Below are 20,730 nucleotides of genomic sequence, written 5' to 3'. Positions count from 1 at the left end.
CATGTCGACCACACCTTCGCCCGAGCTGCCCGACCTCGACCGCCGCGAGCTCAAGCGCCGCCTGGCCCACCTCACCCTCCGAGACGAACACCGTCTCCGGCGTCGCCTCGACCGCGCCGCGAGCCCCGAGGCCGCCGCCGGGGTGCTCCGCGAGGTCTCGCAGGCGGAGGCCAGGATCGCCTCCCGGCGGGCGAACACCCCGAAGACCAGCTACCCCGACAACCTGCCGGTGAGCCTGCGCCGGGACGACATCGCCGCCGCGATCGCGGCAAACCAGGTGGTCATCGTCGCGGGCGAGACCGGATCGGGCAAGACCACCCAGATCCCGAAGATCTGCCTCGACCTCGGGCGCGGGGTCCGCGGCCTGATCGGCCACACCCAGCCGCGCCGGCTCGCGGCGCGGACCGTGGCCGAGCGGATCGCCGAGGAGCTGGACACCCCGCTCGGCGAAGCGGTCGGCTACACGGTCCGCTTCACCGATCAGGTCTCGGACGGCACGCTGATCAAGCTGATGACCGACGGGATCCTGCTCGCGGAGATCCAGCGCGACCGGATGCTGCGCCGCTACGACACGCTGATCATCGACGAGGCGCATGAGCGCAGCCTCAACATCGACTTCATCCTCGGCTACCTCAAGGAGTTGTTGCCGCGTCGCCCCGACCTGAAGGTCATCATCACCTCCGCCACGATCGACCCGGAGCGCTTCGCGCAGCATTTCGCCGTGAACGGGGTCCCGGCGCCGATCGTCGAGGTCTCGGGCCGCACCTTCCCGGTCGAGATCCGGTACCGACCGCTCAGCGTCGACGTCGGCGAACAGACCATCGACCGGGACCCCGTCGACGCCGTCGGCGAGGCCGTCGAGGAACTGCTCTCGGAGGGCGACGGGGACATCCTGGTGTTCCTGTCCGGCGAACGCGAGATCCGCGACACCGCCGACGCGCTGCGCGACCGGAAGCTCCGGGGCACCGAGATCCTGCCGCTCTACGCCCGGTTGTCCGCGGCCGAGCAGCACCGGGTCTTCGAGCGACACACCGGACGTCGGGTGGTGCTCTCGACCAACGTCGCGGAGACCTCGCTCACGGTCCCCGGCATCCGGTACGTGGTCGATCCGGGCACGGCCCGCATCTCCCGATACTCCGTGCGCACCAAGGTGCAGCGGCTACCGATCGAGGAGATCTCGCAGGCCTCGGCCCGCCAGCGCGCGGGTCGCTGTGGCCGGGTCGCCGACGGAATCTGCATCCGCCTCTACTCCGAGGACGACTTCGAGGCCCGCCCCGTCTTCACCGAACCCGAGATCCTCCGCACCAACCTGGCGTCGGTCGTCCTGCAGATGACCGCCCTCGGCCTCGGCGACATCGCCGCCTTCCCCTTCGTCGAGGCGCCGGACCCGCGCGCCATCCGAGACGGCGTCTCTCTGCTCGAGGAACTCGGCGCGATCAAGCCGGCGGTCAAGGGCGGCGTCACCGAGCTCACCCCGGTCGGGCGGGAGCTCGCGCAGCTGCCCGTCGATCCCCGGATGGCGCGGATGCTCGCCCACGCCCACAACACCGGGTGCCTGCGCGAGACCCTGATCATCGTCGCCGCGCTGTCGATCCAGGACGTCCGCGAGCGGCCGGCCGAACACCAGCAGGCCGCGGACGAGAAGCACGCCCGGTTCACCGTGGCCGGCTCCGACTTCCTCGCCTACCTCAAGCTGTGGGAGTACTTGCGCGAACAACGGAAGGATCTGTCGTCCAACCAGTTCCGGAAGATGTGCAAGAACGAGTTCCTGCACTGGCTGCGCATCAGGGAGTGGCAGGACCTGCACGGTCAGCTCGCACAGATCACCCGCGGGCTCGGCTGGACCGGCAACGACCAGCCCGCGAGCGAGGCCTCGGTGCACCAGGCGCTGCTGTCCGGGCTGCTCTCCCACGTCGGTCTCCGCGAGGGCGACAAGCGCGACTTCCTCGGCGCCCGCGGCGCCCGATTCGCGGTGTTCCCCGGATCCTCGCTGTTCAAGAAGCCACCGCGATGGGTGATGGCGGCCGAACTGGTCGAGACCTCGCGGCTGTGGGGCCGGATGGCGGCAGGCATCGAGCCCGAATGGGCGGAGAAGCTGGCGCCGCACCTGGTCAAGCGCACGTACTCGGAGCCGCACTGGTCGACCAAGCGCGCCTGCGCGATGGCCTACGAACGGGTGACGCTGTACGGCATTCCGCTGGTCGCCAAGCGCGCGGTCACCTACAGCTCCATCGATCCGGAGACCTCGCGGGAACTGTTCATCCGCCACGCGCTGGTGCAGGGCGAATGGCAGACCCAGCACAAGTTCTTCCATCAGAACCGCGCCCTGCTCGACGACGTGGAGGAGATGGAGACCAGGGCGCGCAGGCGCGACATCCTCGTCGACGACGAGGCGCTCTACGAGTTCTACGATGAGCGCGTCGGCCCGGAAGCCGTCTCCGCCAGGCACTTCGACACCTGGTGGAAGCAGGCCAGGCGCAAGAATCCCGACCTACTGAACTTCACGGCGTCGACCGTCGTCAACGCCGATGCCGCCGGCGTGCTCGGCGGCGACTACCCGAACACCTGGCGCCAGGGCGAGATCTCGTTCCCCCTGACCTACCAGTTCGAACCGGGCACCGAGGACGACGGCGTCACCGCACGCATCCCCGTCGCGCTGCTGGCCCAGGTGCGCCCGGTCGGCTTCGACTGGCTCGTTCCCGGCATGCGTGAGGAACTGGTCACCGCGCTCATCAAGACGTTGCCGAAGCAGCTGCGCCGCACGGTGGTTCCCGCCCCGGACTACGCCCGGGCCGCGTTGTCCGTGGTGAAGCCGCGATCGGAGACGCTGACCGTGGCGATCGCTCGTGAGCTGTCGCGGATGGCCGGTGCCCCGATCGCGCCCCGCGACTTCGACCTGAACGCGGTCCCCGACCACCTGCGGATGACCTTCGCCGCCGTCGACGGGTCGGGCGAGGTGCTCGGCCGGAGCAAGAGCCTGACCGAGCTCTCCGCCTCGCTCTCGCCCCGCGTGGACGTCGAGGTGGCCAAGGCCGCCTCGAGCACGGAACGTGCGGCCGCGACGGTGTGGACGTCGGGGACGCTCGGCACGCTGCCGGACACCGTGACCCGCACCGTCGCCGGGCAGAAGGTCGTCGGCTACCCGGCGCTCGTCCCCGAGAAGGAGGGTGTCGCGGTCCGGGTGCTCAGCACCCCTCTCGCACAACGCCATGCCATGCGCGAGGGAACCAGGGCCCTGCTGCTGAGCGCCATCGTCACCCCCACCAAGACCGCGGTCTCCGGCCTCGGCACCCGGGATCGGCTGGCGCTGAGCCAGAACCCGCACGACAGCGTGGAGGCTCTCGTCGAGGACTGCCGGGCCTGCGCGGTGAACGAGCTGATGGACGCGAACGGCGGGCCGACCCGGACCCCGGAGGCGTTCGGGAAGCTGGAGGCCGCGGTGCGTGCCCAGCTCGCGAACCGGGTGGCGGCGCTGGTCCGGCTGGTGGTGCCCGCGCTGGCCCGCGCGCAGGAGCTGCGGGTGGTCCTCGATCGCACGACCGGCGAGGCCGCGGACGATGTGCGTGAGCAGCTGGAGGCCCTGGTGTTCCCCGGGTTCGTCACCGAGACGGGCAGCGGGCGGCTGCGGGAGCTGCCCCGGTACCTGGAGGGCGCCATCCGACGCCTCGAGGCGCTCCCGGCGGGGGCGGGGCGCGACCGGCAGGGTCTGACGGTGCTGGACGCGGTGTACGAGGAGTACGGCCGTCTGCTCGCTCGCCTGGACGAGCGGCGGCATCACGATCCCGATGTGGACGCGGTCCGCTGGATGATCGAGGAGCTGCGGATCAGCCTGTTCGCCCAGTCGTTGGGCACGCCGTATCCGGTGTCCGAGAAGCGAATCCGGAAGGCGATCGCCGCGATCACCCGGTGAGGGGCGACGGCGGCTCGGTCGCCGCGACCCGTCAGTCGCGCGCGGATTCCTCGCGGTGTACGCGCAGGTCCTTGATCTCGCGCTCGAAGTCCTCGGCCGAGCTGAACGAGCGGTACACCGAGGCGAATCTCAGGTAGGCGACCTCGTCGAGGTCGCGCAACGGGCCGAGGATCGCCAACCCCACCTCGTGGCTGGGGATCTCGGCGGATCCGGCCGCGCGCACGGCCTCCTCCACCTTCTGGGCTAGCTTGTAGAGCGCATCTTCGTCCACTGCCCGGCCCTGGCAGGCCCGCCGGACGCCGAGCACCACCTTCTCGCGGCTGAACGGCTCGGTGACGCCACTGCGCTTGACCACCGAGAGCACCGCGGTCTCGACGGTGGTGAACCGCCGACCGCATTCCGGGCACGACCGTCGCCTGCGGATGGCGTTGCCCTCATCGGCTTCACGGGAGTCGACCACGCGCGAATCGGGATGCCTACAGAACGGGCAATGCATGGCGAATCCTTCGTCGGAACCGAGGAGCCCGGTGCTACCACTGGATGTGGTGGGGCTGGCAGGGTTCGAGGATACCGCCGCCGGGCACCCGAGGGCGCGCATCGGCCCTCAGTCCACCGATCCGACCGGTACCACCAGGGACTGGCCCGCCTGAACCGACGCCCCGGACATGGCGTTCAGGTCGAGAATCCGCGCCACCACCTGCTCGACACGGTCCCCAGGGGCGACCCGGGACGCGACGTCGCTGAGCGTCTCGCCGCCCCGCACCTGCACCACCGCGGTCTCTCCCTGGGCCAGCTGCGGGTTCGACCTCGCCTGGGCGATGCCCATCAGGCCCGCGACGGCCACGGCCGAGAGCAGCATCCCCACCAGCAAGGCGCCGATCCCGTTCTCCTGCCCGCGCCCGCCGTGGCCGGCCCGGGACACCGGCACCCGCGCCCGGCCGTACTCGACGAAGCCGTCCACCCGATGCCTGCGCGCCACGAGGTGCGGCGACCTCGTGCCGCGCCGGCCCGCACCGTTCATCCGGACCGCACTGTTCGTCCGGACCACACTGTTCGTGGGAACTGCCATGCTCATGGGGACTGCCATGCTCATCGGAACCTCCGCCGGTGTATCGAAGCGCTGTGTTCGTTCACACGTTCGAGTGAACGCATGTTCGATTTCTACCACGGCGGTCCGACAAAGTCCCGACTTGACGCGACACATGTCGAACAGATGTTTGAAACCCGCAGGAATCCGGTCTAGATTCGTGTCAGAACCCACATTCGACACGGGAGGCCCTCCATGAAGGACGACAGCTCCAACGACGGCTCGGCCGCCACCCCAGGCGGATCCGACCTCGCGGCGGGGCTCACGGATCGACAGCGCCGGGTGCTCGAGGTGATCCGTGCCTCGGTCAGCGAGCGCGGCTACCCGCCGAGCATCCGCGAGATCGGCGACGCGGTCGGGCTCACCTCCACCTCGTCCGTCGCGCACCAGCTCCGCACCCTCGAACGCAAGGGCTTCCTGCGCCGCGACCCCAACCGTCCGCGCGCGGTCGACGTGCGAGGACTGGACGACGGCGTGGCGGCGACCGACACCGAGGCCGGCTTCGAGCACGCGGCGCAGCCGGCGGGCGAGGGCACCGAGACCCAGCTGCCGAAGCCGACATTCGTACCCGTCCTCGGGAGGATCGCTGCCGGTGGCCCGATCCTGGCCGAGGAGGCCGTCGAGGACGTGTTCCCGCTCCCCCGCGAGCTCGTCGGCCAGGGATCGCTGTTCCTGCTGAGGGTCGTCGGGGAATCGATGATCGAGGCGGCGATCTGCGACGGCGACTGGGTGGTCGTCCGGCAGCAGAGCGTGGCCGACAACGGTGACATCGTGGCCGCGATGATCGACGGCGAGGCGACCGTCAAGACGTTCAAGCGGACCAAGGGCGAGGTGTGGCTGATGCCGCACAACCCGCTGTTCGAACCGATCCCCGGCAACGATGCGGCCATTCTCGGCAAGGTCGTCACGGTCATGCGCAAGATCTGATCCGGGCGAGACCGGACCCGGAGAACACGAGAAAGGCCGCGGCACCGAGGTGCCGCGGCCTTTCTCGTGCGGATCCGGATCAGGACAGGTTCAGTCCCCGGCCGATGATCTCCTTCATGATCTCGGTGGTGCCGCCGTAGATCGTCTGCACACGAGAGTCCATGTACGCCTTGGCGATCGGGTACTCGCGCATGTAGCCGTAGCCGCCGTGTAGCTGCAGGCAGCGGTCGATCAGCTTGACCTGCGCCTCGGTGGTCCACCACTTGGCCATGGCGGCCTCCTGGACCGTGAGCTTGCCGTCGTTGAGCTGCTCGATGAACTTGTCCACGAGGATCCGCACCGCGGTGGTCTCGGTGGCGAGCTCGGCCAGCACGAACCGCGTGTTCTGGAAGCTGCCGATCGGCTTGCCGAACGCCTTGCGGTCACGCACGTACTGCATGGTCATCTCGAGGCAGGACTCCATGGCAGCGGCTGCGACGACGGCGATCGACATGCGCTCCTGCGGCAGGTTCTGCATCAGGTAGATGAAGCCCATGCCCTCCTCCCCGAGGAGGTTCGCGGCCGGGACCCGCACGTCGGTGAAGCTGAGCTCGGCGGTGTCCTGGGCCTTGAGGCCGATCTTGTCCAGGTTGCGACCGCGCTCGAAGCCCTCCATGCCGCGCTCGACGACGAGCAGCGAGAAGCCCTGGGCACCCTTGTCGGGGTCGGTGCACGCGACCACGACCACCAGGTCGGCGTTGATGCCGTTGGTGATGAAGGTCTTGGAACCGTTGAGGACCCAGTGATCACCGTCGCGCACGGCGCGGGTCTTGATGTTCTGCAGGTCGCTGCCGGTGCCGGGCTCGGTCATCGCGATGGCGGTGATGATCTCGCCCGAGCAGAAACCGGGCAGCCAGCGCTTCTTCTGCTCCTCGTTGGCCAGCTTCAGCAGGTAGGGCGCCACCACGTCGTTGTGCAGCATGAAGCCGACACCGCTGAAGCCCCCGCGGGTGGTCTCCTCGGTGATGATGGCGTTGTACCGGAAGTCCTCCACGCCGCCGCCGCCGTACTCCTCCGGCACGTCCATGCCGAGGAAGCCCTGCTCGCCCGCCTTCTTCCAGACCTCGCGGTCGACGATGTTCTGCTCTTCCCACTTGTCGTGGTTGGGAGCGACCTCCTGCTCCAGGAACTTCTGGTAGGACTCCCGGAAGAGGAGGTGCTCGGGCTCGAAAAGCGTGCGTTCCATCAAGACTCCTGTGTGTCGACGTAGCTGCCTGTCAGGCTAGGTGTCGGCAGACTCGGCGGTCGATGACCCTAACGAGCGCAATCTGTGACCAACAGCGCAGGCCGGTCAACGGCGGACTCGGGTCACCGCCGCAGCCGTGCCAGCGCCCGCATGAGCGGGTACCCGACGAGGATCCCCACCGAACCCCACGCGATGCCGCCGAGTTCGACGGAACCGACCATGAGGGTGAGGTTTCCGATGCCGGCGACCAGCGCCGCGGCGACGACCGTCAGGTTCACCGGATCCGTGAAGTCGACCTTGGCCTCCATCCAGATCCGCACACCGAGAATGCCGATCAGCCCGTAGAGCACCAGGGTGGCGCCGCCGATCACGCCGTCCGGAACGGTGAACACGAGGGCACCGAACTTCGGCGAGAACGCGAGCACGATCGCGGTCGCCGCGGCGACCCAGTACGCGGCGGTCGAGTACACCCGGGTCGCGGCCATCACACCGATGTTCTCCGCGTAGGTGGTGGTACCCGAGCCGCCGCCCGCTCCCGCCAGAGTGGTCGCCAGCCCGTCCGCGAAGAGCGCATCGCCCGCGACATCGTCGAGCGAGCGCCCGGTCATCGCCGCGACGGCCTTGACGTGCCCGACGTTCTCCGCGATCAGCACGATCACCACGGGGAGCGCGAGCGCGATCACCGACCACTGGAAACTCGGCCCGCGCAGGTGCGGCACGCCCACCCACGCCGCCTCGCGCAGCGCATCCACGCGATCGGTCGACAGGCCGCCGGTCACCGCGGCGAACACCCACCCGACCACCACTCCGACGAGGATCCCCAGCCGGCCGAGAAGTCCCGGCCCGGCCGCGGTGACGACCAGGATCGCGATGAGGGTGACGGCCGCGATCAGCGGCTGGGCTTGGAAGGACCCGACCGCCGCGGGCGCAAGGTTCAATCCGATCAGCATCACCACGGCGCCGGTGACCACCGGTGGCATCACGGCGTCGAGCACCCGGGCGCCCGCGAGCTTGACCACGATGCCGACCACCATCAGCACGACCCCGACCGCCAGCACCGCGCCGAGCTGCGCGGCGGGACCGTCGGCCGCCGAGGCGGTGAGCGGAGCGATGAAGGCGAAGGACGATCCGAGATAGCTCGGGATCCGGCCCCGGGTGATCACGAGGAACAACACGGTGCCGATGCCGGAGAACAACAGCGTGGTCGTGACCGGGAATCCGGTGATCGTCGGCACCAGCAGCGTCGCCCCGAACATCGCGATCACGTGCTGCATGCCGATGCCGACCGTGCGAGGCCACGACAGCCGCTCGTCAGGGGCCACGACAGCACCGTCCGCGATCCGCTTGCCGTCGCCGTGCAGTTGCCAGCCGAATCGGGCGTGGGACGTCGTGATCTCCTGCTCAGTCACAGTGGCCAATACTAAAGCGTGTCTCGCGATTCGTTTCGTTATGAGGCACTGCCCTTCTCGGGCGTCATCAGCTCAGATCCCAAGTGCGGAGTGAGCGTCGGTTCCCGTGTCTTCCAGGCTGGTTTCACCCACACAAGGTCGTGGGCAATGGCCGTCCTGTCGGCGGGCGTAGGTGACCGGGCTCCTGCTTGGGTGTCCCGAGTCCGCCACCGCGGCATGGACGACGACAACACGAGGGCCGAACCATCAGACGAGCATGGTCCGCGCCACGGGGGGACGCCGACGCACCCCGCAACAATCCGATTCTGGACACACGCCCTACTAGGGCGCCAATGGGATTCGAGGCGATCGTGTGCAACGTAATGGTGCGGTGATTCGGCCCCTCGGCTAGCGTTACCGCCCATGTGCGGACCAGCTGGTCCGTGACTTCCGTTCCTGAGGAGTTCCATGTCTATTCGTCCCACTTTGGGGAGTGTTGGCGAACATGAACTGCAGAACGAATTCGGCACAGCAGAACGTGCCGAGCGGTTCTATTCCGATCAGATGCTCAATCACCTGAACCCGACGATGATCGAGTTCGTGGCCCGGCAGGAAATGGCGTTCATCGCGACCGCCGATGCACGGGGCGAATGCGATTCCACGTTCAGGGCGGGTGAACCGGGATTCATCCATGTCATCGACCCGCGGACCATCGCGTATCCGGAGTATCGCGGCAACGGGGTGATGGCCAGCCTGGGCAACATCAGGGAGAACCCACATGTCGGGATCCTGATGATGGACTTCGTCCGCGACCTGATCGGCCTCCATGTCAACGGCTCGGCCCGCATCGTCGAGGATGTGGACCTGCGCGCCCAGACGGCGGACCTGCCCGACGCCAACGCCAAGGGGCGCATCCCCGAACGCTGGGTGGTCGTGGATGTCGAAGAGGCATACATTCACTGCCGCAAGCACATTCCACAGATGGCGCCCGTCGATCGGACTCGCGCCTGGGGCACCGACGATGTGCGCCGCAAGGGCGGCGACTACTTCGACGCGAAGGGCACCCCGCACGAACTGCCGGAGCCGGTCGCACCCGCCGCGGAAGACCCGATCGAGCCCGCCGAGGCGCCTGCCCGGAAGCGGACCGCAAGAAAGGCCGCCACCGGAAAGGCCCCGGTCACAAAAACTCCGGCGGCCAAGACACCCGCCAAGAAGGCCGCCGCCAAGAAGACCCCCGCGCGCAAGGCCGCTCCGCGCAAGGCGGTCGCCGCGACGTCGGCAACCTCCCGGACCCCGGTGAAGAAGAGCGTCGCCCAGAAGACCACAGCCGCACGCACTCCCGCGAAGCGGGCGGCCGCCTCGGAGCCCACACTCGAGGAGTGACCGGGGCGACCTACTCCCTGGTCCAGGCGATCAGGTCGTCGGCGGTCCAGGTGTTGATCACCTGCTCCGCCTCGACACCGGCCGCCTGGGCGCGCTCGCAGCCGTAGCCCTGAAAGTCGAGCTGTCCGGGCGCGTGCGCGTCGGTGTCGATCGCGAACAGGCAGTCGCGCTCGAGCGCCAGCTCGATCAGCCGCGCTGGCGGATCGCGGCGCTCGGGTCTGCTGTTGATCTCCACCGCCGTGCCGAACTGGCGGCAGGCCTCGAACACGACCTCCGCGTTGAACTTCGACTCCGGCCGGTTCCCTCTGACACCCTCGACGAGCCTGCCGGTGCAGTGCCCGAGGACGTCCACGTGCGGGTTCGCGACCGCCCGGACCATCCGCCTGGTCATCGCGTCGGCCTCCATCGCGAGCTTCGAGTGCACGCTGGCGACCACGATGTCGAGTTCGGCCAGCAGATCCTCCTCCTGGTCGAGCGAACCGTCGTCGAGGATGTCCACCTCGATCCCGGTCAGGATCCGGAACGGCGCGAGCTCCGAGTTCAGCTCCGCCACCACGTCGAGTTGCCTGCGCAACCGGTCCGCGGACAGTCCGTTCGCCACCGTCAGCCGCGGCGAATGGTCGGTCAATGCGCAGTACTCGTGACCGACCATGGCGGCGCGTCGCATCATCTCCCCGATCGGGCTGCCGCCGTCGGACCAGTCCGAGTGCGTGTGCAGGTCGCCGCGCAGCGCGGCGAGCAGCGCCCGCCCACCCTCACCGATCTGGCCCGCCTTCGACTTCACCTCGGTCAGGTAGGCGGGCACGCCACCCGCGTACGCCTCCGAGATCACCGCGGCGGTCTTCGGCCCGATCCCGCTCAGCGCGGCCCAGGTGCCGGTGCGGCCCAATCGGTCTCGTTGCTCCGGTGTCAGCGCCTCGACGATGTCGGCGGCCCGGCGATACGCCTTGACGCGGTGCGTCTCGGCCCGGGAACGCTCGAGCCAGTATGCGATCTCACGCAATGCCTCGACCGGGTCCATCACCTCATCCTGGGCCATCTCCCCCTCCTCGGCTACCCCCGCAGGATCTCCGCCGCCCGCGCCCGTGCGGACTGCGGGTCGGTCGCGCCGAGCGCCGCCTCCGCCGCGGCACGGCACCGCGCGAGGTCCACCTCGGACAGCGCGGACCCCGTCGCCGCGACCGCGGACGCCGCCATCGACAGCGAGGTGACGCCGAATCCGGCCAACACGCAGGCGAGCAGTGGGTCGGCGGCCGCCTCACCGCACACCCCGACGGCCTTGCCGGCCCTCGCGCCGTCGGCGGCGGTCCGGGCCACCAGCGCCAGCACCGCGGGCTGCCAGGGGTCGCTCAGCGCGGCCAACGGCGCGGACAGCCGGTCCGCGGCCATCGTGTACTGGGTCAGGTCGTTGGTGCCGAGCGAGAGGAAATCGACGTGCTCGAGCATCCGGTCGGCGAGCAGTGCCGCCGCGGGGACCTCGACCATCACCCCCGGCACCAGGCCGCGGTCCCGGACGGCCGCAGCGAACTCCGCGGCCTCGGCGACGGTTGCGATCATCGGGGCCATCACCAGCACTGACGCCGTGGACTGGCGCGCCGCCAGGGCAATCGCATCCAGTTGCCGGTCCAGCATCCCGGGATGCTCCGCGGCGATCCGGTAGCCGCGTACGCCGAGCGCCGGGTTGGGTTCATCCGTCGGACCGGCGAACTTCAGTGGCTTGTCGGAACCGGCGTCGAGGGTGCGGACCACGACCTTGCAGTCGGCGAACGCGTCGAACACCTCGCGGTAGATCGCTGCCTGCTCCTCCACGGTGGGCTCGGTGTCGCGGTCCAGGAACGCGAGTTCCGTGCGGAACAGGCCTATGCCCTCGGCCGCCGACGACGCGGCGGCGCGTGCGCCCGCGCCGTCCTGCACGTTGGCCAGCACCGCCACCGGGTGGCCGTCGCGGGTGCGCCCGGGACCCGTCCACGACTCGGTGCGGCGCCGGATCTCTGCGGCGTGGGCGACCGCCGCCGCGGCGCGCTCGGGCGCCGGCTCCACTTCCACCCGGCCCGCGCCGCCGTCCACCAGGACCGGGGTGCCGACGCCGACCTCGTCCAGTCCGGTGACCCCGACGACGCAGGCAATGCCGAGCTGCCGGGCGATGATCGCGGTGTGGCTGGTGGGTCCGCCCAGGGTGGTCGCGATCCCCAGGACCAGGGCCGGATCCAGGACGGCGGTGTCCGCCGGGGCCAGGTCCCGGGCCAGCAGCACCGAGGGCACGGCCGGGGCCGGGATGCCGGGCTCGGAGGCGCCGAGCAGTTCGGCGACCACCCGGTCCCGCACGTCGAGCAGGTCGGTCACCCGCTCGGCCATCAGCCCGCCCAGCTTGGTGAAGACGGCCGCGAACTGCTCGGTGGCGGCGGCCGCTGCGGCCTCGGCGCCCGCGCCGTCGTCGATGAGGGTCCCGGCGGCGCCGAGCCAGCCGCGGTCGGTGGCCAGCGCGGCGGTGGCCCGGAGCACCTCGGCGCCCGCGCCCGCGGCGGCGTCGGCGCGGGCCAGCAGCCGCCCGGACACCAGTTCCGCGGCGGCCAGGAAGCGCTGCCTCTCGGCGGGGCGGACGGGTTCGGGCAGGTCGGCGCCGCGAGCCGGGACCTCGGGCCGGGCGCCTGGCCGAATCACCGGGCCGTACCCGACGCCCGGCACAACCGGCGTCCCGACCAGGACCGCCGCCGGTGTGCCCGGCGCGTCCACGCCGCCGCCCACCTGCGACGGGACGCTTCCTACCCCGGTCCCGCTCATGTCCACTCCTCGGCTCGAATCGGTTACGACGCTCGTGCCCGTCGACACGAGCACTGTGACGAGGATTACTCCAAAGCATTGACATGTCAACACAGACAGGCGTAAAACAACATAAACCAACATTGTTTCGGGCAGGAGACCACATGTACGCGGAAGAGCGCCAGCAGGCGATCGCGGGGCTCATCGGCCAACGCGGTCGGGTCTCGGTCGCCGATCTCGCCGACGCCTACGAGGTGACCACGGAGACCGTCCGCCGCGACCTCGCGGCCCTCGATCGGCTCGGCCTCATCCGCCGGGTGCACGGCGGCGCCGTGTCCGCCTCCGCCATCACTCTCGGCGAGACCGGCCTGACCGAGCGCGAGCACAGCCACGCGCAGGCGAAGGACCGGATCGCCGCCGCCGCCCTGGCCTACCTGCCGCATCAGGGTGGCAGTGTGGTCCTGGACGCGGGCACCACCACGGCCCGGATCGCACCCCTGCTCCCTGCCGAGCGCGAGCTGACGGTGGTCACCAACTCGATCCCCGTCGCCACTCGGTGCGCAGGCCAGCACAGCCTGCAGGTGCTCGGCGGCCGGGTCCGCGGGGTCACCCAGGCGGTGGTCGGGGACCAGGCCGTCGCCACCCTCACCGGCCTGCGCGTCGACGTCGCCTTCGTCGGGACGAACGCCCTGACCGTGGACCACGGGTTGTCCACGCCGGACCTCGACGAGGCCGCCGTCAAGCGGGCCCTGGTGCGCTGCGCCAACCTCGTGGTGGTGGTCGCCGACTCGAGCAAGATCGGCCGGGAGGACCTGGTGAGGTTCGCCCCCGTTGACGCCGTCGACGTGCTGGTCACGGACACCGACCTCGACCCGAGCGCCCGCACCGAACTCGAGGCTCACGGCATCGAGGTGGTACTCGCATGATCGTCACCCTGACGGCCAACCCCAGCCTCGACAGCACCGTCGAGCTGGCCACCCGCCTCGAGCGTGGCGCGGTACACCGCGCCACGGCCACCAGCACGGACCCTGGCGGCAAGGGCGTCAACGTCGCCCGGGTGGTCGCGGCGGCACACTCCCCGACCGTGGCGATCCTGCCCGCCCGCGCCGACGACCCGCTGGTCACCGCGCTCGCCGACCGGGGCATCGCGCACCGCGTGGTGCCGACCGCCGGCCCGGTCCGCGGCAACCTGACGGTCACCGAGCCGGACGGCACCACCACCAAGCTCAACGAGCCGGGCCACCCGCTCGACGCCACCATGCTCGGTGCGCTCGCGCGACTGCTCACCGAGCACGCCGACCACGCCCGGTGGATCGCGCTGTGCGGCTCGCTCCCACCGGGCGCCCCGGACGACTGGTACGGCCAGCTGGTGCGTGCGCTACGGCCGATGCCCTGTGCGATCGCGGTGGACACCTCCGACGTTCCGTTGCGCGCCCTCGCCGCGGGTTTCCCCGACACCGCTCCCGACCTGGTGAAGCCGAACGCCGAGGAGCTGGCCCAGCTGACCGGCTACGACGCCGTCGCGCTCGAGGCCGCCGCCGATGCCGGGGACCCGAGCCTGACCGTCCGGGCCGCACTGACCCTGCTGGACCGGGGGGTCAGCGCGGTGCTGGCCACCCTCGGATCCGCGGGTGCGGTCCTGGTGACCACCGAGGGCGCGTGGTTCGCCCGGGCCCCGCGCATCACCCCCCGCAGCACCGTCGGCGCCGGCGACGCCTCGCTCGCCGGCTACCTGCTCGCAACCGTCGCCGGGGACGACCCGGCACGGGCCCTGCAGCTCGCGGTGGCCTACGGCACCGCCGCCGCCGGCCTGCCCGGCACCGCGCTCCCCCGGCCCGACCAGATCGACCGCGACGCCGTCACCGTCACCGCGCTGGATGTCGCGAACCCCGGTCCGCGGCGCCCGGACACCGACAACCCCCGTCCCGACACCGCCTCGCCATCCACCACGGTCGCCGCCCCGGCCGCCGAGTACTGAGGACCCGACATGTCCACTCCCACCACCGATTCCCCGGCGATCATCACCACCGAGCTGATCGCTCTCGACGCCGACCTGGGCGCCGACACCGGGGCCGTCATCGAATCGCTGGCGACCCTGCTCGCCGACGCAGGCCGCGCCACCGGGGCCGCCACCCTGCGCGATGCGGCACTGGCCCGCGAGGCGCAGTCCGCGACGGGGCTGCCCGGCGGCATCGCCATCCCGCACTGCCGATCCGCGGCCGTCACCACCGCCTCCCTCGGGTTCGCACGCCTGGACCCGAAGGTCGACTTCGGCGCGCCGGACGGTCCCGCCGACCTGGTATTTCTCATCGCCGCTCCGGAGGGCGCGGGCGCCGAGCACATGAAACTGCTGTCCGGCCTGGCCCGCGCGCTGGTGCGGCCCGAGTTCGTCGCGTCGCTGCGCGCGGCCCCGGACGCCGGCGCCGTCGTGACGCTGGTGCACGAGGCGCTCGGCCTCGAGGTGCCGGGGCAGGCCGCTCCGACCGCCGACTCCGCCTCTGCCGCACCGGCTTCCGCCGTCGACTCCGAGCCCGCGGCCGCCGAGCGCTACGTGGTCGCGGTCACCGCCTGCCCGACCGGCATCGCGCACACGTACATGGCCGCCGACTCCCTGGTCGCGGCGGGCAAGCGGGCATCGATACCGGTGCGGGTGGAGACACAGGGCTCGAGCGGCGGCACGTCGCTGGACCCCGAGGTGATCGCCGGCGCCTCCGCCGTGATCTTCGCGACCGACGTCGGGGTCAAGGGCCGCGACCGTTTCGCGGGCAAACCCGTCGTCGCGTCCGGCGTCAAGCGCGCCATCAACGAGCCCGACGCCATGCTCGCCGAGGCGATCCGGGCCGCCGGCGACCCGTCCGCGGCCCGGGTCGCAGGCAGCGCCGCGGGCACGGACACCGCCGGGGCAGCGGCGGACGTCGGCTGGGGCACCCGGCTGCGGCAGATCCTGCTGACCGGCGTGAGCTACATGATCCCGTTCGTCGCCGCAGGCGGCCTGCTGATCGCGCTCGGCTTCCTGTTCGGCGGGTACGAGATCTCCGACGGCGCGAAGGACATCGTCCTCGGCAACTCGCTGTGGGACCTGCCCGACGGCGGGCTCGGCACCAATGTCGGCGCCGTCCTGTTCCAGCTCGGGTCGCTGGCCTTCAGCTTCCTCGTCCCGGCTCTTGCCGGGTACATCGCCTTCGCCATCGCCGACCGGCCCGGCCTCGCACCGGGATTCACCGCGGGCGCGGTCGCGGTGTTCGTCGGCGCCGGCTTCATCGGCGGCCTGGTCGGCGGCATCATCGCAGGCTTCGCGGCACTCTGGATCGGCCGGCTCCGGGTACCGCAGGTGCTGCGCGGCCTGATGCCGGTCGTTGTCATCCCGCTGTTCGCCACCCTGGCCGTCGGCGCGTTGATGTTCATGGTGCTCGGCCGGCCGTTGGCCGCGATCACCAGCGGCCTGACCACCTGGCTGAACGGTCTGTCCGGCAGCTCCGCCGTGGCGCTGGGCATCATCCTCGGCCTGATGATGTGCTTCGACCTCGGTGGCCCGGTCAACAAGGCGGCCTACGCGTTCGCTGTCGCCGGGCTCAGCGTCACCGACCCGGCCACCCTGCGGATCATGGCCGCGGTGATGGCCGCGGGCATGGTGCCACCACTGGCGATGGCACTGGCATCCACCGTGCGTCCCGGCCTGTTCAGCGAGGCCGAGCGGGAGAACGGCAAGGCGGCCTGGTTCCTCGGCGCCGCGTTCATCTCCGAGGGCGCCATCCCGTTCGCCGCCGCCGACCCGCTCCGGGTGATCCCGTCCATGATGGCCGGCGGTGCGGCGACCGGGGCCCTGGTGATGGCCACCGAGGTCACCCTCAGCGCACCGCACGGCGGACTGTTCGTGCTGTTCGCGATCGGCAACATCGCCTGGTTCCTGATCTCGATCGCCGCGGGCACGGTCGTCGCCGCCACCGCCGTGGTCCTGGCAAAACAGTTCATCCGTCCGCGTACGGCTGCCCCAGCCGAACCCGAGCTCGTCGCCGCAACAGCGTGACGCCATCACACTCACACCCACCGAGAGGACACACCATGCCCAGCACCACCGTCGCCGTCGGATCGTCGATCGGACTGCACGCCCGCCCCGCCGCCGTGATCGCCGACGCGGTCAGTTCCGGGGGAATCCCCGTCACGCTCGCGGTGGCGGGTGGTGAACCGGTCGATGCCGGATCCGCCCTGATGATCATGACGCTCGGCGCAACGCAGGGCGTCGAGGTGACCGTGACCAGTGACGACGCCGAGTCCGTCGCGATCGTCGCGAAGCTGGTCGCCGCAGACCTCGACGCCTGAGCGTCGTCACCGGGTTCGTCGCGTATGTGTCGGTCAGAAGCTCGTTTCGACCGGCACCGGCGGCAACGTGACGACCTGGCCGGCGTAGCTCAGCCCGGCGCCGAAGCCGAGCAGCAGGGCGAGCTGCCCGCCCTTCGCCTTGCCCGACACCAGCATCTCCTCCATCGCGAGCGGGATCGACGCGGCGGACGTGTTGCCGGTGTTCTCGATGTCGTTGGCGACCGGCACGTCGTCACCGAGGCCGAGGTTCTTCTTCATCAGGTCGTTGATCCGGGCGTTGGCCTGGTGCGGCACGAAGACCTCGATGTCCTCGATCGCGACGCCCGATTCCGCCAGGATGCTGCCGAGCGCCTTGGGCAGGGTGATGGCCGCCCACCGGAACACCCGGGGTCCCTCCATCGACACCACCATGCGGCCCACCTGCTCGCCGTCCGGGCCCTCGCCCTGCAGGGCCTGGGCCCGGTCCATGTAGGCGGGGATGTCGTAGTTCTGGCTGATCGCGGTGGCGTTCTCGCCGTCGCTGCCCCACACGGTCGGTGAGATGCCGTTCGTCTCGCTGGGGCCGACCACCACCGCACCCGCGCCGTCGCCGAAAATGAAGGCGGTGTTGCGATCGGTCGGTTCCATCACCACGGACATGGTCTCGACACCGATCACCAGGACATACTGGGCGGAACCGGACCGGATCATGTCCGTGGCCACCCCGAGCCCGTAACCGAAGCCACCGCAGCCGGAGGCGAGGTCGAACGCCGCGATGCCGTTGATCCCCAGTTCGTGCGCCACCTGCGGCGCACCGTGCGGAATCTTCGTCTTCCAGCTGCCGGTGGCGAGGATGAGCGCGCCGATCTGCTCCTTGTCGATGCCGCTGTTGCGGATCGCGCGCTCGGCCGCGGCCACGGCCATCGACTTCGCGGTCTCGTCCCCGCTGATCCAGCGGCGGTTGCGGATGCCACTGCGCTCGTAGATCCACTCGTCCGACGAGTCGAGGACCTCGCACACCTCGGCGTTGCTGACGATCCGCTCGGGCCGGTAGGCACCGATACCGAGCAGCGACACGTTCTCGTGCCCCTTCTTGACCGCAATGTTGAACATCTGGTGCTTGCCCTTCGCCGCTTGTGACATGTGCCCGCCTTCCGGCCGGCGTGTGAACCGGCATGGAGCCTACCGATCAGAACCCGACAACTGTTCAGTTCCGTCGACGTCGCGAGCGGGCCCGCCACCACAGCGCGCCGCCGACGGTGACCACGAGCCCGGCGCCGACGCCCGCGGCGATCACCGCCCCGGGGTCCACCTGCAGGGCAATTCCCGCCTCCCCGGTCGTGGATGTGACCAGCTCCGTCGCCCCGTACAGGACCCGTATCGGTGGCAGCGGCCCGCCGTCGGCCTCGGACGCACTGAGCAGGTCCCCGGCCGGGGTGAAGGCGATGGCCTCGCCCTGCGGCTGGTCCGGCATCGGCACCCGGATCGGTTCGGCGCCGGTCAGCGCCGCCACGACATCGCCGTCCGGCGCCGGGTACAGGTACACGTCGGTGTAGGTGCGCAGCGCCACCACCGTGCCGTCCCCGCTGACCGCGCCGCCGGTGATCATGGCCCCGCCCGCGAACGGGACCGGGCCGCCCGGTGTCTCCGTGGGCTCGAAACCGATCTGCCCCACCCGCTCCAACGCGGTGGGTCCCGGGCTCGGCAACTGCTCGGCGCGCAGTGCACCGGCGGGCCGATAGATGCCGCTCGCGCCGAACAGCTCCTTCGTCACGACCACCGGGACCCCGTCGCTGCCCAGGAGGATCGCCTCCGCGTCGTGGGCGCCGTCCGGGTAGGTGAGCCTGCGCAATGTGCCCGCGCCAGTGCTGGTGTCCATGTCGGTCAGCGCGACGGTGGTCCGCGCACCGGCGTTGTCGCCGGTGTCCGAGAGCCACAACCGCCCGTCGGCCTGCGCGAGATCCTCCACGTCGAACGGGTCGACTGGCTGGGGCAACGTGCCGGTCACCCGGCACTGATCGTCGAGAACCCGGACCGCATCGTCCGTCCCGCTGTCGGCGACCGCGTAGATCCCGTCATCGGTGACCGCCAGACCGGACACCTCCTCCAATGCGGAATCCGTTGGAGTGCAGAGGTTCTCGAATGGCGCGTCGACGATCTCGATCGAACCGGGGCTCGAGTTCGGCTGGGCCGACACGGGCAGCACGGCGAGGGCGGCCGAACCCAGGACCGTGACGGCCACCGCCGCGAGGCGGCTACGCACTGTGGCGGTAGTCCTGCAGCGCCGAGGCCAGCGCCTCCGGCACCTTCGCGCGGACGAGGGTGCCCTCCGGCTCGTGCGACGACCCGAGGATCCGGCCGTCCGCGTGAATGCGGGCCACCAGGTCGCCACGGGTGTACGGCACCAGCACCGTGACCTCCACCTCCGGCGCCTTGACGATCTCCGCGAGCCGCTCCCTCAGTTCGGCGATCCCCTCGCCGGTCCGTGCGGACACGAACACCGCACCGGGCAGCACCCCGCGCAACTGGGTGAGCGTCACCGGGTCCGCGGCATCGATCTTGTTGACCACCAACAGCTCCGGCGGCGCGGGCGCGTCGGTCTCGCGGAGGACCTCGGTGACCACCTCGCGCACAGCCTTGATCTGATCGGTCGGCAGCGGATCGGAACCGTCGACGACGTGCAGCAGCAGATCGGCGTCGGCGACCTCCTCCAGCGTCGACCGGAACGCCTCCACCAGCTGGGTCGGCAGATGCCGCACGAACCCGACGGTGTCGGTCAGCACGTACTGACGTCCGTCCTCGAACTCCGCCTTCCTGGTCGTCGGGTCGAGGGTGGCGAAGAGCGCGTTCTGCACCAGCACGCCCGCGCCGGTGAGCGAGTTGAGCAGGCTGGACTTGCCCGCGTTCGTGTACCCGATGATCGCAACCGAGGGCACCTCGTTCCGCAGCCGGCGGGTGCGCTTGGTGTCGCGGGCGCCCTTCATCTCCTTGATCTCGCGGCGCAGCTTGGCCATCCGCTCACGAATCCGGCGGCGATCGGTCTCGATCTTGGTCTCACCCGGTCCGCGCAGGCCCACACCGCCGTTGCTGCCCGCGCGACCACCGGCCTGCCGGGACATCGACTCACCCCAGCCGCGCAGGCGGGGCAGCATGTACTGCATCTGGGCGAGCGCGACCTGCGCCTTGCCCTCACTCGAGGTGGCGTGCTGAGCGAAGATGTCGAGGATCAGCGCGGTCCGGTCGACCACCTTGACCTTGACGACCTTCTCCAGCGCGGTGAGCTGGGCCGGGGTCAGTTCGCCGTCGGCGATGACCGTGTCCGCGCCGGTGGCGAGCACCACCTCACGAAGCTCGCCGGCCTTGCCCGAGCCGATGTAGGTTGCGGCGTCGGGCTTGTCGCGGCGCTGCACGAGGCCCTCCAGGACCTCCGAGCCCGCGGTCTCGGCGAGCGCGGCCAGCTCGGCCATGCTCGCCTCGGCCTGGGCTGCGGTGCCGTGGGTCCATACCCCGACCAACACCACCCGTTCGAGGCGGAGCTGTCGGTACTCGACCTCGGTGATGTCGGTGAGCTCGGTGGACAGTCCGGCCACCCGTCGCAGCGCACTGCGCTCGTCCAGCTGCATCTCGCCGACCGACGGATCGTGGCCCGCCCAGTCGGTGTCGTGTTCGTCGCCGTCGAGGTGATCGAGGATCGGTGTCTTGGTGATACGCGGTGTTTTCGTCATACAGGACCCATGGTCCCACGACCGAC

At 70.5% G+C, this 20,730-nt stretch carries 15 protein-coding genes and 1 pseudogene; 7 read left to right on the top strand and 9 right to left on the bottom strand.

Features of this window, described 5'->3' with window-relative positions; translation table 11 throughout:
- Nucleotide 1: 1 nt before the first annotated feature.
- Nucleotides 2–3,910 (top strand): ATP-dependent RNA helicase HrpA, encoded by a 3,909-nt coding sequence (gene hrpA, locus ACFQS9_RS19630; RefSeq protein ID WP_378407735.1) that lies wholly within the window; start codon nucleotides 2–4, stop codon nucleotides 3,908–3,910.
- Nucleotides 3,911–3,941: 31 nt separating this feature from the next.
- On the opposite strand, the gene nrdR is transcribed toward hrpA, so the two are convergent.
- Nucleotides 3,942–4,406 (bottom strand): transcriptional regulator NrdR, encoded by a 465-nt coding sequence (gene nrdR / locus ACFQS9_RS19625; RefSeq protein ID WP_378407733.1) that lies wholly within the window; start codon nucleotides 4,404–4,406, stop codon nucleotides 3,942–3,944.
- A gap of 108 nt (nucleotides 4,407–4,514) precedes the next feature.
- Nucleotides 4,515–5,003 (bottom strand): LysM peptidoglycan-binding domain-containing protein, encoded by a 489-nt coding sequence (locus ACFQS9_RS19620; protein ID WP_378407731.1) that lies wholly within the window; start codon nucleotides 5,001–5,003, stop codon nucleotides 4,515–4,517.
- A 189-nt stretch (nucleotides 5,004–5,192) separates the two neighbouring features.
- Here ACFQS9_RS19620 and lexA point away from each other — a divergent pair, with 189 nt between their 5' ends.
- On the top strand, nucleotides 5,193–5,924 hold the full coding sequence (gene lexA, locus ACFQS9_RS19615) for a transcriptional repressor LexA (protein ID WP_378407729.1): 732 nt from the start codon (nucleotides 5,193–5,195) through the stop codon (nucleotides 5,922–5,924).
- A 79-nt stretch (nucleotides 5,925–6,003) separates the two neighbouring features.
- Here lexA and ACFQS9_RS19610 read toward each other — a convergent pair whose 3' ends face one another.
- Both ACFQS9_RS19610 and ACFQS9_RS19605 read right to left on the bottom strand, forming a co-directional pair.
- Nucleotides 6,004–7,149 (bottom strand): acyl-CoA dehydrogenase family protein, encoded by a 1,146-nt coding sequence (locus ACFQS9_RS19610; protein WP_072753324.1) that lies wholly within the window; start codon nucleotides 7,147–7,149, stop codon nucleotides 6,004–6,006.
- A gap of 122 nt (nucleotides 7,150–7,271) precedes the next feature.
- Nucleotides 7,272–8,558, bottom strand: coding sequence for a uracil-xanthine permease family protein (locus ACFQS9_RS19605; RefSeq protein WP_378407727.1), 1,287 nt, complete (start codon nucleotides 8,556–8,558; stop codon nucleotides 7,272–7,274).
- Between the two features lie 447 nt (nucleotides 8,559–9,005).
- Between ACFQS9_RS19605 and ACFQS9_RS19600 the strand changes: the two are divergent.
- Nucleotides 9,006–9,605, top strand: a pseudogene (locus tag ACFQS9_RS19600) (pyridoxamine 5'-phosphate oxidase family protein); the annotation flags it as partial.
- 325 nt (nucleotides 9,606–9,930) lie between these two features.
- Here the strand turns inward: ACFQS9_RS19600 and ACFQS9_RS19595 are convergent.
- Both ACFQS9_RS19595 and ACFQS9_RS19590 read right to left on the bottom strand, forming a co-directional pair.
- The gene (locus ACFQS9_RS19595) at nucleotides 9,931–10,941 is read right to left on the bottom strand and encodes a PHP domain-containing protein (RefSeq protein ID WP_378408279.1); all 1,011 of its coding nucleotides are present in this window, start codon (nucleotides 10,939–10,941) and stop codon (nucleotides 9,931–9,933) included.
- Nucleotides 10,942–10,973: 32 nt separating this feature from the next.
- Nucleotides 10,974–12,701, bottom strand: coding sequence for a putative PEP-binding protein (locus ACFQS9_RS19590; protein ID WP_378407725.1), 1,728 nt, complete (start codon nucleotides 12,699–12,701; stop codon nucleotides 10,974–10,976).
- 143 nt (nucleotides 12,702–12,844) lie between these two features.
- Here ACFQS9_RS19590 and ACFQS9_RS19585 point away from each other — a divergent pair, with 143 nt between their 5' ends.
- Genes ACFQS9_RS19585 through ACFQS9_RS19570 form a run of 4 tightly spaced genes read left to right on the top strand, consistent with a single transcriptional unit; the run spans nucleotide 12,845 to nucleotide 17,000 of the window.
- Nucleotides 12,845–13,606 carry a DeoR/GlpR family DNA-binding transcription regulator gene (locus ACFQS9_RS19585; protein ID WP_378407723.1) on the top strand — a complete coding sequence of 254 codons (762 nt, stop codon included), beginning with the start codon at nucleotides 12,845–12,847 and terminating at the stop codon, nucleotides 13,604–13,606.
- Entirely contained in the window at nucleotides 13,603–14,658 is a 1,056-nt protein-coding gene (locus ACFQS9_RS19580) for a 1-phosphofructokinase family hexose kinase (RefSeq protein WP_378407721.1), read from the top strand. Before ACFQS9_RS19585 ends, ACFQS9_RS19580 begins: the two co-directional genes overlap by 4 nt.
- A 9-nt stretch (nucleotides 14,659–14,667) precedes the next feature.
- Nucleotides 14,668–16,707 (top strand): PTS fructose transporter subunit IIABC, encoded by a 2,040-nt coding sequence (locus ACFQS9_RS19575; RefSeq protein WP_378407719.1) that lies wholly within the window; start codon nucleotides 14,668–14,670, stop codon nucleotides 16,705–16,707.
- A 35-nt stretch (nucleotides 16,708–16,742) separates the two neighbouring features.
- Nucleotides 16,743–17,000, top strand: coding sequence for an HPr family phosphocarrier protein (locus tag ACFQS9_RS19570; protein ID WP_378407717.1), 258 nt, complete (start codon nucleotides 16,743–16,745; stop codon nucleotides 16,998–17,000).
- A 33-nt stretch (nucleotides 17,001–17,033) separates the two neighbouring features.
- Here ACFQS9_RS19570 and ACFQS9_RS19565 read toward each other — a convergent pair whose 3' ends face one another.
- From ACFQS9_RS19565 to hflX, 3 genes are all read right to left on the bottom strand, one after another.
- The gene (locus ACFQS9_RS19565) at nucleotides 17,034–18,092 is read right to left on the bottom strand and encodes a beta-ketoacyl-ACP synthase III (RefSeq protein ID WP_378408277.1); all 1,059 of its coding nucleotides are present in this window, start codon (nucleotides 18,090–18,092) and stop codon (nucleotides 17,034–17,036) included.
- Between the two features lie 94 nt (nucleotides 18,093–18,186).
- Nucleotides 18,187–19,242: a hypothetical protein gene (locus ACFQS9_RS19560; RefSeq protein ID WP_378407715.1), complete on the bottom strand. Its 1,056-nt coding sequence runs from the start codon at nucleotides 19,240–19,242 to the stop codon at nucleotides 18,187–18,189.
- Nucleotides 19,235–20,704 carry a GTPase HflX gene (gene hflX, locus ACFQS9_RS19555; RefSeq protein ID WP_378407713.1) on the bottom strand — a complete coding sequence of 490 codons (1,470 nt, stop codon included), beginning with the start codon at nucleotides 20,702–20,704 and terminating at the stop codon, nucleotides 19,235–19,237. The genes ACFQS9_RS19560 and hflX overlap by 8 nt, the downstream gene beginning before the upstream one ends.
- Nucleotides 20,705–20,730: the final 26 nt, after the last annotated feature.

Origin of the sequence: Rhodococcus daqingensis, from assembly GCF_042665615.1 — a bacterium.
In the GTDB taxonomy this organism is placed as follows: Bacteria; Actinomycetota; Actinomycetes; order Mycobacteriales; family Mycobacteriaceae; genus Rhodococcus_G; species Rhodococcus_G daqingensis.
This window is presented reverse-complemented; position numbering and strand designations above follow the sequence as displayed.

Coding starts and splice junctions, on each gene's coding strand:
- ACFQS9_RS19590 (WP_378407725.1), bottom strand. CDS start 12,701: ATGAGCGGGACCGGGGTAGGAAGCGTCCCGTCGCAGGTGGGCGGCGGC.
- ACFQS9_RS19570 (WP_378407717.1), top strand. CDS start 16,743: ATGCCCAGCACCACCGTCGCCGTCGGATCGTCGATCGGACTGCACGCC.
- ACFQS9_RS19565 (WP_378408277.1), bottom strand. CDS start 18,092: ATGTTCAACATTGCGGTCAAGAAGGGGCACGAGAACGTGTCGCTGCTC.
- hrpA (WP_378407735.1), top strand. CDS start 2: ATGTCGACCACACCTTCGCCCGAGCTGCCCGACCTCGACCGCCGCGAG.
- ACFQS9_RS19580 (WP_378407721.1), top strand. CDS start 13,603: ATGATCGTCACCCTGACGGCCAACCCCAGCCTCGACAGCACCGTCGAG.
- hflX (WP_378407713.1), bottom strand. CDS start 20,704: ATGACGAAAACACCGCGTATCACCAAGACACCGATCCTCGATCACCTC.
- nrdR (WP_378407733.1), bottom strand. CDS start 4,406: ATGCATTGCCCGTTCTGTAGGCATCCCGATTCGCGCGTGGTCGACTCC.
- ACFQS9_RS19595 (WP_378408279.1), bottom strand. CDS start 10,941: ATGGACCCGGTCGAGGCATTGCGTGAGATCGCATACTGGCTCGAGCGT.
- ACFQS9_RS19610 (WP_072753324.1), bottom strand. CDS start 7,149: ATGGAACGCACGCTTTTCGAGCCCGAGCACCTCCTCTTCCGGGAGTCC.
- ACFQS9_RS19585 (WP_378407723.1), top strand. CDS start 12,845: ATGTACGCGGAAGAGCGCCAGCAGGCGATCGCGGGGCTCATCGGCCAA.
- lexA (WP_378407729.1), top strand. CDS start 5,193: ATGAAGGACGACAGCTCCAACGACGGCTCGGCCGCCACCCCAGGCGGA.
- ACFQS9_RS19575 (WP_378407719.1), top strand. CDS start 14,668: ATGTCCACTCCCACCACCGATTCCCCGGCGATCATCACCACCGAGCTG.
- ACFQS9_RS19620 (WP_378407731.1), bottom strand. CDS start 5,003: ATGAGCATGGCAGTCCCCATGAGCATGGCAGTTCCCACGAACAGTGTG.